Annotated in this window: 10 protein-coding genes; 4 read left to right on the top strand and 6 right to left on the bottom strand. The window is 56.7% G+C overall.

Annotated elements, in window-relative coordinates; translation table 11 throughout:
- Positions 1 to 22: 22 nt before the first annotated feature.
- Positions 23 to 1,138 carry a glycosyltransferase gene (locus tag GE027_RS07655; RefSeq protein ID WP_162006617.1) on the bottom strand — a complete coding sequence of 372 codons (1,116 nt, stop codon included), beginning with the start codon at positions 1,136 to 1,138 and terminating at the stop codon, positions 23 to 25.
- Positions 1,139 to 1,146: 8 nt separating this feature from the next.
- The gene (locus tag GE027_RS07650; RefSeq protein ID WP_153556600.1) at positions 1,147 to 1,845 is read right to left on the bottom strand and encodes a sugar transferase; all 699 of its coding nucleotides are present in this window, start codon (positions 1,843 to 1,845) and stop codon (positions 1,147 to 1,149) included.
- A gap of 208 nt (positions 1,846 to 2,053) precedes the next feature.
- Between GE027_RS07650 and GE027_RS07645 the strand changes: the two genes are divergently transcribed.
- Both GE027_RS07645 and GE027_RS07640 read left to right on the top strand, forming a co-directional pair.
- Positions 2,054 to 3,445, top strand: a complete 1,392-nt coding sequence (locus GE027_RS07645) for a polysaccharide deacetylase family protein (RefSeq protein WP_153556599.1) — start codon at positions 2,054 to 2,056, stop codon at positions 3,443 to 3,445.
- A 54-nt stretch (positions 3,446 to 3,499) separates the two neighbouring features.
- On the top strand, positions 3,500 to 4,675 hold the full coding sequence (locus GE027_RS07640) for a glycosyltransferase family 4 protein (protein WP_153556598.1): 1,176 nt from the start codon (positions 3,500 to 3,502) through the stop codon (positions 4,673 to 4,675).
- 10 nt (positions 4,676 to 4,685) lie between these two features.
- Here GE027_RS07640 and GE027_RS07635 read toward each other — a convergent pair whose 3' ends face one another.
- From GE027_RS07635 to GE027_RS07625, 3 genes are all read right to left on the bottom strand, one after another.
- Positions 4,686 to 6,023, bottom strand: a complete 1,338-nt coding sequence (locus GE027_RS07635; protein WP_153556597.1) for an ATP-grasp domain-containing protein — start codon at positions 6,021 to 6,023, stop codon at positions 4,686 to 4,688.
- A gap of 35 nt (positions 6,024 to 6,058) precedes the next feature.
- Positions 6,059 to 6,808 carry a class I SAM-dependent methyltransferase gene (locus GE027_RS07630; protein WP_153556596.1) on the bottom strand — a complete coding sequence of 250 codons (750 nt, stop codon included), beginning with the start codon at positions 6,806 to 6,808 and terminating at the stop codon, positions 6,059 to 6,061.
- Positions 6,809 to 6,959: 151 nt separating this feature from the next.
- A complete protein-coding gene (locus GE027_RS07625) occupies positions 6,960 to 8,450 on the bottom strand; it encodes an oligosaccharide flippase family protein (RefSeq protein WP_153556595.1) in 1,491 nt (496 codons plus the stop codon).
- 389 nt (positions 8,451 to 8,839) lie between these two features.
- On the opposite strand from GE027_RS07625, the gene GE027_RS07620 reads away from it, so the two are divergent.
- Positions 8,840 to 10,204 carry an O-antigen polymerase gene (locus GE027_RS07620; RefSeq protein WP_153556594.1) on the top strand — a complete coding sequence of 455 codons (1,365 nt, stop codon included), beginning with the start codon at positions 8,840 to 8,842 and terminating at the stop codon, positions 10,202 to 10,204.
- 93 nt (positions 10,205 to 10,297) lie between these two features.
- On the opposite strand, the gene GE027_RS07615 is transcribed toward GE027_RS07620, so the two are convergent.
- The gene (locus tag GE027_RS07615) at positions 10,298 to 12,007 is read right to left on the bottom strand and encodes a CAP domain-containing protein (protein WP_153556643.1); all 1,710 of its coding nucleotides are present in this window, start codon (positions 12,005 to 12,007) and stop codon (positions 10,298 to 10,300) included.
- A gap of 505 nt (positions 12,008 to 12,512) precedes the next feature.
- On the opposite strand from GE027_RS07615, the gene truA reads away from it, so the two are divergent.
- Entirely contained in the window at positions 12,513 to 13,322 is an 810-nt protein-coding gene (gene truA, locus GE027_RS07610; RefSeq protein ID WP_153556593.1) for a tRNA pseudouridine(38-40) synthase TruA, read from the top strand.
- The last annotated feature ends 129 nt before the right edge of the window (positions 13,323 to 13,451 follow it).

The raw sequence follows: 13,451 nt of genomic DNA, 5'->3' as shown, positions 1-13,451 counted from the left end.
GGGCGTTGTTAATTCGAAAAGACTACGCGACCCGCTGGGGGGCGGAATGTATAGAGGATGGTTCTGTGGAGGCGTTGGCGCGAACCAAAGCGGGCGGCGCCGACACGTCGTCTCCACGGATCAAGCGATGGCAAAAACCGACGATCGTCCCCCCGCCGTAGCTCAAATGGATCGCCGGGACAAGCGCCGCAAGGATCAAGCCAACATTCGGATTGCCGGTTCGCCAGGCTTGTTGAACAGCAAAACCGCAGATCAGCAGGGCGTACAGCAACAGTGGCATTGTCAGGACCGCGGTGGCGGAGCCCAGGCCGGACGCGGCGCTGACCAGCAACAATAAGACGACATTCGCTAACAAGCCGGCCGGCAGAAAGTTGCGCAGCGAGCGCAAGGGCGTATCGACGAATCGATGCGCAATCTCGAGCCAATACGCACCTCGAAACGACCACTGGACATAACTGGCAAAGGTGCCTCGAGGTTTGTAATTGCAGCGGATGGTAGGGTCCAGCAGCACCGTGGCGTCTGCGCGTTTGAGCCGGCGGAAGTATTCGCGGTCTTGAGCTCGCGTTAAACGGGGATGGAACATTCCGTGCTTTTCAAAGACACGGATCCGAAAGCAGCCACCGAACACCGCATCCACACGCCGGATCTTCGAGTCGGCCACGGAGGTCCGGTGCGAGGCGTTTCCGGTGACCACGCGATGGGTCGTGGCGACTGAAATCGCCTCGCTCCAGGCTGTGCCGTCGGTTTTCACGCCCAACAGCCCACCCATCACATCCGCCTCGGGATTGGCCTGCAAACCCTCGAAACAGCGGCGAACGTAATCGGAGGCGTACGTCGCATGCGCTCCCACAAATAGAATCGCATCAGAACGGCTGTGTTGGATTCCCAGGTTGAATGCCGCGGGAGTCACTTTCGCCGGGTTGTCGACCAGCCGGACGTAGGGAAAGCGATTCGCAAATGCCGCGACTTTGGCTCGCGTGCCATCCTCGCTCCTGCCATCGACGACAACGATTTCGCCTCGATCCGCAAAGTCAAAGTCGCTGTCAACCAAGGACTGCAAACACGCTTCGATATGATCAGCTTCGTTGCGACACAGCACGACGACGGTCAATCGCTCGGGGGCTGTGGGAGGGGGCATCCGTATCATTACGCCGCGGCCTTTGGTTGTTCGGCTGCGGCCAGACGCTCGAGATGACGCGCTTGGATCGCCGGCAAGGGTTCCGAGTGCTTAAGAACCGTCGTCGGTTGCCAGCTGTCATCGACCAGACGACGGGCCGTGGAGACAATGACCTTCACGTCCTCCCACACGCCGGCGTTGCGGCCGTACAGCAACTGAAGTTTCAACTTGGTGGGACGAATGACGTCCAGGTAGGCCTGGTCGGGGTCCGCAAATGCGGCCAGGATCGAACCTTCGTCACTGTTCCAGATCGATGCCCAGTCCGTGATACCCGGGCGCAGGTTCAAGATCGCTTGCTCTTCAGCGGAGTACAGGTCCACGTATTCGCGGACTTCGGGACGAGGACCCACGAAACTCATCTGCCCGAACAGGACGTTGAACAGTTGGGGAAGTTCATCAAGTTTGTATTTGCGAAGAAACCTTCCGACCGGTGTGATCCGGCAATCGCCATTGGAGGTCGAGCTTCCGCCCAGGGCTTCGGCATCCACGACCATCGAGCGGAATTTGAAGATTCGAAAATCCTTTCCGAACCGTCCCACACGCGAACCGCAGTACAGCACCGGACCTGGCGACGTCAGCTTGATCGTGGCGGCGATAATCGCCATCGGTAACCAAGCGACCGACAACGCGGTCAACGACAAAACGATATCAAAACTTCGTTTGACCACTCTTCAATCCTTTGAATAAGTGATTGGTGAATCACAGCAAATTTCGGTGCCGAACTAACTAGAGGAAAGCAGGGCGCCGTGTCAAGCCAGACTCCGTCGGGGGGCGTCCAGATGGGCTTGCGTCCCGACCGGCAGATTTGTTACTGCGTGGTACTCGAGACCGACGTTTCTTCCACCTGTTCTCAAGGCTCTGCTGTTCAAAATGACAATGCATGTTTCTTGTCCCGCGAACTGCTTTGCCGAACGCGAGTATGTCATTGATTGGGTATTCAGGCAGCGGTTGGGGCTCGACGTATCCGTTGCCTACGATCCGTCTAACCAGGGAACATGCTTATCTGCGGAGGGGGCGACGCTTCATTTGCGGGACGACTTTTTTGCCAAAGCGTCAAAAGACTGGCTGGCGGAAAATTCGCTTCCAGAACTGCCTTTGGCCGATATTCGGTTGCCCGTAGGTTTCGACCAGTCGGTACTGTGCGAGAGCCAAACACCGGCCCTATTTGCCGGACCACCGGAGGAGGCAGGATGGGTGAACTTGTTGGACCCAGAGGGAAATTGTTCAGTCGATCTGTTGGGTAGCATCTTCTTCCTGCTCAGTCGCTATGAAGAAGTCGTTGTTCACCCCACGGATCAGCACGGTCGATTCCCCGCAGAGCATTCCATAGCGTCAAGGTGCGACTTCCTGCATCGCCCCTTGGCCGATGAGTATGTGGAGATTCTGTGGGAACTGCTGAAGCGGCATTGGCCAGGTTTGGTCCGGAAACAGGGCACCTACAGCATCCAGCTGAGTCACGACGTCGATTCCCCGTTCGCCTATCATGGTCGATCTGCAAGGGAAGGGGTGCGACGCCTTGCCAAGGAGGCATGGCTCCGCCGCCGATCGTTCCGGTGGGTCGGCGAAACGCTTCGCGCGGCGCGGGCATTTCGTGGCAACGCCGATGAAGACGCGTACAACTCGTTTAATTTCATCATGGACGCCAGCGAAGCCCATGGTTGTCGCAGCGCCTTTTACTTTATTACCGATCGGAAGTTGGGTCGAATCGACGGGACGCACAACTTTGGTAGTAAAGCCGTGCAGAACGTGGTGCGGCAAGTCGCAACTCGCGGTCATGAAGTGGGGCTACATCCCAGCTATAGCTCGTTTCAAAATCCCGAGATCGTTTCAAGCGAGTTTCAAATTTTGCGGCGAAGCTGCGAAAAACTGGATATCAAACAGGCATCTTGGGGTGGTCGTCAGCATTATCTGCGGTGGCGCAATCCAACAACATGGAATGCTTGGAATGACTGCGGCCTAGACTACGATAGCAGCGTCGGTTTCGCTGACCGTGCAGGATTCCGTTGCGGAACCTGTCATCCCTTTAATGCCTACGACGTCCAGTCGCGAAGGCCGCTCAATCTGGTCGAAAAACCATTGATTGCTATGGAGTGTTCGCTGCTCATCTACGAAGGGTTGAAGCATGATGGTGTGGTTCAGCGGGTCAAAGACCTGGCCCAAAACTGCAAAAAGCAAAACGGTACGTTTACCTTGCTGTGGCACAATAATAACCTTTCTGAAGAAACCGAACGGCAGTTGTACCGGGCCGTTTTGCACGCCGCCGCGTAGGCTTCGTGAAGACGGTCGGTGGACTTTTTAAGAGAAAATGGGTTTGGAAATCAAATGACTTCGGTAAAAGCAATGATTGCGCATCTAACGTCCGTCCACCGCCCAGACGATGTTCGTGTCTTCCAAAAGGAATGCGTGTCGTTGCGACAGCATGGGTTGGATGTCGTGCTCATTGCGCCGTCAAACGAGCCGGTCGCCAATACCCACGGCGTTCGCCTGGATTTGTTGAAAAAACGTCGCTCAAGACTCCTGCGTTTCACGGTCACTGTTGCCGAAGTGGTGCGTAGAGCGTTGGCTTACGATGCCGAAGTTTATCATATTCATGATTCCGAACTGTTGCCGGCCGGTCTCCTGCTGCGGTTGCTCGGGAAGAAAGTCATCTACGACGTACATGAAGATCTCGCGAAACAGACTCTTCACCGAACCTGGTTGCCTCGGTGGAGTCGTCGTCCGGTTGCTTGGCTGGTGGATGCGATGGAGTCGATGATTTCACGCCGGCTGACCGCAGTCGTAGCCGCGACCGACTCAATCGCGGGAAAGTTTGACAAGGTGCCCACCATTACCGTCAAGAATTTTCCTCGCCAACGACTCCCACAACTCGTTGCTGAAGGCGAGCCTGCTTCGCCTGCTTGCTTTGTCTATGCAGGAAGTATCTCGCAGACTCGCGGGATGATCGAAATGGCGGCTGCAGTGAACTTGCTGTCCCCCAAGCATGTTCCGAAGCTATTGATCGCTGGGGATGTTCCCGGTGCTCTGGCGGAGCAAATTGCACGGGTGGACAAGCTGCAAAGAGTCAAGCTGCTGGGATGGCTTCCCAATCAGCAAATTGAACAACTGCTCGCGTCGGCGACAGCCGGCTTGGTGACACTGCATCCAACGCCGGCTTATCTGGATTCTTTGCCGATTAAGATGTTTGAGTACATGGCAGCGGGGTTGCCCGTGATCGCGTCAGATTTTCCCATGTGGAAAGAGTACGTCGAAGGTTGCGGAGCCGGGTTGATGGTCGATCCGTTGGATCCGCACGCCATCGCGGAGGCGATGCAGCACATGATTGACCATCCTCTGCAAGCTAAAGCTATGGGGAAGCGAGGCGAAGCCTCTGTGAGACGAACCTTCAACTGGGAATGCGAGGAAGCGAAATTGGTCGCCCTGTATGCATCCATTCTGCAAACGCCGCTCGCAGCAGAAGGCAGTTACGAACTGGACGTTCTCGAAACCTCGGCAGCTTGACCCGTTCGGGCTAAGCTGCCCGCCGCTTCCTTGAAGTCCGTCTGGTCGCACTTGGTGCGACAGACTGCTCGGTGCTGGTGGACGCATTCGCATCTGTTCGGAGAGCACGGGTAGCGAACTTTGCTCGGATGCGTGATGCAGCCTGTTGGATGAGCTTGCGCGATAGGTGAAGGATCGGCAGTGGGTCCGCCAGCGAAACCAAGGGATCGTAGGTGGGAAGGAACCGAAACGGTGTTATCCACGCTTTCAACGCCGACAGAGGAAACAGTAGGCTGTTCGCACTATAAGCCTCGGTGCAACTGTCTATCAAATGCGGCAAATGCCGACACCACACCCATTTTCGCGTTCGTGGTTTCGAGCAAGGTCTCCAGGCATTGTAGGATGGAACCATGTCCGTCATTGCCAACGCGGGGAGGTTCAGGCCCATTACAGTTGCCGCGTAATTAAGCATGCACGGTCGAGCATTGATCTCGATCAGGTACGGTTTGCCGGTCTTTTCACAGATTTTGAACTCCGCGTCGAAGAAGCCGTGAAAGGCCAGTTTTGACAAGACAACTGAAATGGTATCGAAGAGTTCTCTATCGCAGGGCTCGATTTGTACCACGTTACCACATCCCAGCATGCCTTGGGTCTGCGACAGCTTGCGATACTGGCCGGCGTGTACCTGTCCTTCCCTGTCAACATAGCCCTGCAGGGAAACTAGCGACGTGACGGGGCCTGAGATGAATTCCTCGACAAGAATGTCGCAGGAAAGATCGTCGACATTACGACTAATTGCCCACTCTCGGAAGGATTCTTCCGAATCAAACTTTTTGTAAAATGTGAACCCAAGCTCCTCCTGTCCGGAACCCTTGGTGCTGGGTTTCACAACTACAGGGTAGGGCAGTTCACTGGCTTGTTGGATAAACGTATTCCAGTTGGTCGGCTGTGCAGCATTGTAAAAAGCTGACTGGGCCGTGATGATCTCTTCGGAGTGACACCATAACTTGAAGTGCTGTTTGTGGGCGCATAGCAAAGCGGCCGAAGGGTTCAAGCAAGGGATGACGGCGCCCGCTTCTTGGTACATCGCGAGGTTTGATAGCAGGTCCACCAGCCACTGTTCGTCGGTTGCAAACAACACAACCGGGCCACCGATGTCGCGAATGCGTTCCAGAATTGCCTCTCGTTTCTGGCTAAGGCTCCAGTCGTGCGGCGCCGAATACCGTTCGCAGAACAGTCGTGAGTGATGCAGGAATCCCGTCGAGTCGTCATCAAACCCATGGCAGTCGGTGGCAACGCGGGCCAAGCTTCGGGCAAGTCCGTGCGCATTGTAGCCCGATCCTAGGATGAACGCGGTAGCTTTCTGCATTGTTAGAAATCGTGCTTTTAGGAGCCGTGTAACGTCTATCGCGTGGCAGGCTGTTCCAGTTCGATGATCGCAGCGACTCGTTCTACCAGAGGCCAGGGTTGGGCGCGATACAGTTTGGGAATCAAGTAATGACGCAGTCTCAGCGGCAATGGTATTCGACGGTTGTTTCCATAGTAGCCGTCGAGCGGGCCCCCGAACTTTTCAATGTGGACCCGCTTGATGCCGAGTCCGGGAGCATTGCAGAGGCGTCTGACTTCTTCGGGTGTGAAGAACCGAATATTGTAGAGCGCGTCGGTTTTTCCTTTCCGGGAGAACGTGTCAACCAGTTTCCGGTTTCGCTTGTTGTGGACTAGGATTACCACGTAGCGTCTGGCCACACGAACGTGCTCGCGCAGGGAGTCTACCAGCTTTTCATCGTCGTCAAATAATACCCAGAACCCGTTATGGAATACCACGTCGAATGATTTTGATTCGCAGTCTAACGCGAATGCGTCTTCTCGACGAAGTCTGAACTCGGAAGCTTTGTCCCGGTCTCTTAAGTACTGCAGGGTTCTGGCGTCAAAATCGCTGCCCGTCGCGTCGACGCCCTGTTCGTGAAGAAAGCGCGAGTCCCGGCAGGATCCACCGGCGACTTCCAGAACCGTCTGCCCGCAGAGGTTGAAGCGACTCTGTAGCCACCTGCCAGTTCGTGGGTCAGCCGTCAGGTAGGTTTCGATATGTTTGATCCACTTTTCGGACCAAAATTCCTCGTCCTGCAATTGAGGGTCTGCGCTTGCCGTGCTCATGCTTTACCTAGCGAAGAAACGGATTGGTTCGTGGGGCCGCGTAGCTCCTGGGGCAAAAGTTTAGGGTGAGGGTTTAACTGACACAAGATCAACACAGTGTCTTATGCTACTTGCTAGCATTGCCGAGTTGGTGACGCGTCAGGGCTCATGTTTAAGCCCGTCTGGGAGCGAGGGAATTGCGAAGCAGCCAGCGAGCTTGCTCTCTTTCGCCGGGGGTCCAGTAGACAAGCAGAGAAAGTGTCAGGACCGTCAACGCAAAAGATATGATCGACAGCGTGCCGCCTGGGAACTGGTTGTACGTAAATCCCAGGGCTGTCGAGCCAAAGAGGTAAGCTAGGTATCTTTCTGCGTTTGCAACGCCCTTCAGGCGATTGAAGCTGTAAAGAAATACTTCGGTGAGCCAGTAGGCGCTGTAGGCCAGCAGCGTGGCAGTAACGGCGCCCCACACGCCGTAACGGGGCGCGAGGACGAAAAGGGCAACTACCATCGTTGCCCATTGGATAATCCCGCACCATACCACCTGCCTCTCTAGTCCGATCGCTTTGAGGTTGGCGGAGTAGGGTGGCGCGTAGTAGATAATGAACGCGATCGCAAGGACTTGCATGTACTCGGCAATTTCTTCGGCCTTTGCGCCAAACAGGATGTTGCAGATAACATGGGGGAATGTCAGTGCGCCGACTAAGACGCTGCCTGTGAAGAAAAAAGCCAGCTTATGGCACATTTGGATCCGCAGCGTCATGCATGTCGGGTCCTTGTCGCCTGCAGAGGCAATGTAAGGACCAAAGAAACGCATTATAAAGGAATTTCCGATTACTAGCATTGCGAGCGGTTTCGATGCGGCGTTGAATATGCCGGCCGCTCGAACGGATAGCAATACGGGCAGCAGTAATGTTACGGTTTGTATGCCAACACGGAATATGACTCCGTCGAGTCCGATCGTGAAGGCTCGACGAAAGACGGTTGGAAGCTGGCGTGGCGTCCGCTTGAAGCTTCTTAGCAGGCCGCTTCGTCGCAAGCAAAGGAACAGAATGCAGGGGCCTAGTAGTTGGCAAGCACTCCACGTGACGGCGACTTGTTTCAGTGGTTTGCCAGCTATCAACAGGGGCGTAACGCAGACAAGGGTTGCCACCGCGACAGAGGCGACGGGGATTAGTTGCCAGCTCATCTCACGGCGGCCGCGATACACTCCGTTCAAGAGATCCGAAATAACAGAGCACCAGCCTCCGGCGGTCAGCAACAGCACAAGTTGGCGAGTCTCGTTGCTGTAGCCCAGCAACCAGGGTATCACCCAGGCAAACGGTGAGAAAAACAGGGTGAAACATAAGACAGATAGCAATCCGGCGCCAATGACGCCGTCCTGTCGTCGCAAGTGCTGACGCTCGATCCGGGCGATCTGGAAGCAGGTGGCAGCGCTCGCCCCAAGGCCGAAGAACACCGTCAACACGTTCACGAACGCGAGTGCGACGCTGTATTGGCCAAATGCGGCCATGTCGTAGCATCTCGCCATGAGGAGGAGGGTTGTGAGCGGTGCCAGGACAGCGATCAGTTGCAACGCTCCGGAGGCGACGAAGTTGTTCAGGTGGCGACGTGAGCTGTTGCTGCTGGTTGGGCTCTCTGTCGCCGCTTCGTTTCGTGTTTTCATCCGTCCGTCCTTGGTTCTGGTAGACGCCAGTCCATCGGCTGAGTGGTGCTCCGATGTTACCCCTCCTCAGCGCAATTGGCTCCGTCGTGTAGCCGCGTCGTCTAGAGGCGGTCGTTGCTGGGAGATCGGCCTGGAAGGACGTTCGGGGGCACTGGCTGCTCGGGTATGGAGCGCTCGAGCGTTCGCAATTAAAAGTCTTGAGTGAGTCTAGCGAGAGCTTCCCGAATGACGGAAGATCAATCTCGAACGCCGGGGGGAGGGCAGTTGGGTGTGCCAGACTGCACTTGCTCTGTCCCCCTGAGTTCCTTTAGAAGCAGCCTGTTATGCACGGCCTGCGGAAGCCGGGTGTTGATCGACCGCAACGGGCAAGATGTCCCGGTTTGAAACCAATGAATGCAACAGAGCGCGATGGAGTCGGGACAGCCTCAACAGCGACGGTGCTGGCAGGCCCGTCGTATGGTGTCTTTACTCGCGTCAAGCTCGCGGTTGTTGTCTTGATCTTCGGTTGTCTATTGGTTTCCGCCTATCGAGACACGATCACGGTTGTGTTGAGGTCGCAAGGATATCGGTTCAACGACGTCTCGTTGCTGATGCGTGCCGCGGCCATCATGTTTAGCTTGGGGCCGCTGCTTTGGCTGGACCTAACTGTGCGGCGACCGACCCAGATAGTGTTCATCCTTTTGTATATGAGCGTGTATGTGCCGTGTTGCTTGTTTCCAATGTTGGCCGGGGCAGAACCGCCCGCCAAGTACTTGATGCTCGATGTCTGGCTGCTCGCCGGTTTCTTTGTTATTTCGAGCGTTTACCGCTTGCCGTTATGGAAGATTCCGAAGCCGCAGTTAAGCTCGTATAATGCAGGGGCGCTTCTGCTGGGGGTTACGCTAGTCTCCTGCGCTGTAATTGTGGCCGAGTTCGGTTTCGTGTTTAAAATCCACTCATTTGAGAATGTTTATGACACGAGACTGGACATGCGTGAGGAGGTGACCTCCAAAAGTACTTTGGCTAGGTATCTCCTGAACTGGTTGAAGAACGTGCTGATCCCGTGCTCCTTTATATTGGCCTTGCACAACAGACGGTGGTGGGTTTTAGGGATTGCCGTGTTTCTGCAGTGCTATCTCTATAGTGTGACAGCATTGAAAGGAACGCTTTTTTACCTCCCGCTGGTTCTGGTACTCTACTGCGTAACCCCCATGCTGAAACGAAGTGTGTTTTGGGGGCTCGCCGCCCCGGCGGTCGCCACCGGTTTGTTTCTCGCGGTCGATGCTGTTCGAGACGGATCTACGCTAACAATACTCTTCCTTCGTCGGCAGTTCATGAATCCCGGTATTATGTTGGCAAATTGGTTCGACTTTTTCTATCAAAGTCCCAAAGCGATGCTGGGGCATAGTTTCATGGGGTCGGTCGTCGATTATCCATACGATTTATCCCCAGGCCGTCTGGTTGGCGAAGAAATGTATGGCGTCGTAGGGATGAACGCATGTGGCAATTTGTTCGCGGATGGCTATGCGAACTTTGGCTACATTGGGGTTATCGGTGTCTCGTTGCTGCTGGGGGCAGTGTTGCACGCGTATGACTCGTTGGCCGCCAAGTCTGACTTTCGTCTGGCGGCTACGGTGTTGTTTTTGCCCGCCTTGATGCTTAGTGATTCTGGTGTGTTTACAACGCTATTGACCCACGGTTTAGGCTTGGTCTTTCTGGTTGCCATCGTACTGCCTGCGGCACAGTCGAGCCCCCAGAGTGCGGCGAACTGCTGATGTCTTCTCGCGCATAGAAGTTCTTGAACGCTCGCCGTTCACCGCAATTGCAAGTCTTGCCGCATGTCTGCTTGCCTCTTCTGGTAGCCGCATTTAACCGAATGCGGTCGTTAGCAAGTCCAGGTGTTGGTAGAATACTGTGTCAATGGTCGCAACCTGCGTAGCATTGGTGACCCCACCGCCATGCCAGTGATATAGTTTGCCATCAGGTGTGATGTAATGGTTTGTGTTTGAACCACTTGCGATCCATTTCTCATTCAGTCCACCCCAGTTCAACCAAATGTTGTTGGGCAGATTGAGGTTTCGGCTTTCATCCAGCGCGGCGATCTCTTCGGTTAGCAGCGACGCTGAAGCCAATTTGTACAGATTGTCGTAAGCAGAAGTCTCCACTCGACCTAACCATGTGAACCGGCTACCGCCGTTCCATTTGTGGAAATCGCCGCTTGGACGGATCGTGTACCAGGTTCCGTTCGCCGCACGCACCCATTTTTCTTGCAAGCCCGAATGGTTGAAGTAGTCGCCGGCAGGCGAAATGCTCAGGCTGTACGTCGAGTCCAATTCGATCGCATTACTTTGCGGGACCAGTGTTTCGGCGTTGGCGTACTGCGCCGCTAGGCGATCGTAGGCACTGTGCAGCAGGCTGGTGTCGGCATAGACCGAAGCCGATAACGTGGCCACCAGTGGGCTGGCCTCGAAATCGCTCGAATCCCACTGGTAGAAATTGCCGTTGGGCGTGATGAAGTACCAGTCGTTGGTGTTGCTGAAGATCCATTTCTCTTGCCAACCGCCCCAGTTCAGGCTGTCGCTACTGCGGAATCGCAGTTCCAGGTCCCGGTCCAGTTGGACTTCGGTGGTGATCGTGGGGGCGGCGGCCATCCACGCGGATGCCGAAGTGTCCAGATCCACTTTCTCGTTTTCACCGCTGACGATGATCGATTCGAACGATACGAAATTGGAAGTGGCGGGATCGGTAAACGTTATCGTGTACGTACCCTCGGGAACTTCCAAGGCATAGCCGCCGGCGTCTGCCGTGGTGGTTTGATACACATTTCCGGTGTTGCTTTCCGCCTGGACCGCCAATCCGCCCAGAGCTTCGCCGATGTCGTAGAAGGCGTCGTCGGTGACGCTGTCGTCGAAGGCCACGCCGGTAATGAAATAATTGCCGCCGCGGCTGCCAAACATCTCGGTCGCCATGCTGGCGTTGTAGTCGATGTCCCGGCCGGCCTGCTGGTTGTACGCTGTGAATACGCCGTACTGCACGCCCGTGCCGACCTCGCGGTAGGGGCTGTACAGCATGTTGATCCGGTGACCGACGCTGCGGAACAACCGCTCGTGGCGAACGTACACGTGAGCGATCTGGTCGACCGTGCCCGTCGTGCCGCCCCAGCCGATGTTCTCACCAGCACCCACCGGATAACCCGCCGCGATCGCGCGGTCCGAAGGCGTCGTGCTGTTGGGCTCGGGCGAATTGTGGGCGAAATAATCCCGCTCCAGCATGTCCAGCGAATGCGCCATCGCGGCGTCGACCAGCGCCTGGTGCGGGGCCAGCGGCTGTTTCGCGTCGCTGCTGATCGTGCTCTCCGGCGGCACGTCGTCGTTCAAGCCGATCCCGTAGCGACCCGCTTCGGCGACCGGATTCTCGCGAGCCCGATTGATCAATTCGATCAACAGCTGCGAATGCGGTGTGATGTCTAACGCGCCGTTATCACCGGCTAACAACTGGCGGGTTTCCAAAGTCTCCAGTTGAAGACGGCGGCGTTTGGAAGCGCGGGTGGGACCGGCGGCGTTGGATGGACGATACATAGTCGAGCAGTGATGAGGAAGCGAACCGGCAACCGCTAGAGCACGCGCGTTCTGGTAAAACCGACGTCGCACCCGCCTGGGAGACCGGAATAGCAGCAGTGATGATATGACTAGGGAGCTCGCCCAGAGGCGATTCGCCACCGAAGTCTAGGACATGCATCGGAGAAAAGAATCAGTGTCTCGGGGGGTCCGGGGGCCGTCCTGTGTCGTCGCCAGAGCCGGACCGCACGTTCGCGACTGACCGGTTCTCAAAAGCCGCCCCGGTGATGCTCAAAAGCCACACCCGGATTGTCCGGTGAAACCTCAAACAGGGTCAACAGCAGTTCAATCGCTCGCGGTGCCCCCCCGCTTTGGGATGCTGTGATGTAAATGGACAACCCGCCCTCATAACCGCACGGCCGCGGGATTTTTTTTCGCTCGCGGTAGGTTGGTCTCGTGGGGCCGCCCGGCTAGGCTTGGTCCGAAATCCGGATGCGAAAGGCTTTCCTATTGATCGAGAAACCCCGTGCTGCGAACGTTTAAACTGGTCGTTGCCTACGATGGCACTGAGTACGCCGGGTGGCAGATCCAGCCGCGGCAGTTGACCATCCAGGGGATGCTGGAACGGGCGCTGGCCAAGCTGACCGGCGTGCGGATCGCCGTCACGGGCAGCGGTCGTACCGATTCCGGCGTGCATGCCCTGGCCCAAGCCGCCAGCCTGACGACCGACCAGTGGCGAGCTTCGCCGAGTAGTCTGATGCGGGCGATGAACACCAAACTGCCCGCCGATATCTCGGTGATCGACGCGGTGGAGATGCCGGTGAATTTCCACGCCATCCGGGACGCGGTCGGCAAACGCTACCGCTACCAGTTGCAGCTGGGCGGCATCCGCGATGCCTTCGAGTACCGCTACCGCTGGCACATCCCCTACGCCGTCGACGTGGCGGCGATGCGCGAGGCAGCCAAGTATCTGATCGGCGTGCACGACTTCGCAAGTTTCCAGGCCACCGGTGCCGATCGCAAGACAACCGTCCGCGATGTGCGCGCCCTGGATATCTTCGAGCGGCAATGCGAGGGGGGACAGAGACCGGCAGGGCAGGGCGGTCGCCCGGTAGATATCGAGATCGAAGCCAACGGGTTTCTGTACAACATGGTCCGCAACATCGTGGGGACGCTGCTGGAGGTGGGACGCGGCAAGCAGTCGCCCGAATGGATCCAGGACCTGTTGGAGGTTCGCGACCGGGATGCCGCTGGACCCACGGCCCCGCCCCAAGGCCTGTTTCTGGCCCGCGTCGATTACGAGATCGAGCCGCTGGGCCGAGAGGGGGTGGTGTAGCAACCGTGGGCTCGCGCCCGGCGGCTGATGGGCGGAGTTATCAGCCGCAACGCGCTAGCGTCCGGTTTGGTACTTGGCCGATTCACCGCGCCGCGGAACCGTGGGCTAGCGTCCGGCGGCTGAGGAACC

Source organism: Roseimaritima sediminicola (assembly GCF_009618275.1).
Classification (GTDB): domain Bacteria; phylum Planctomycetota; class Planctomycetia; order Pirellulales; family Pirellulaceae; genus Roseimaritima; species Roseimaritima sediminicola.
The sequence above is the reverse complement of the archived record's forward strand: the minus strand, read 5'-3'. Positions and strand labels throughout refer to the sequence as shown.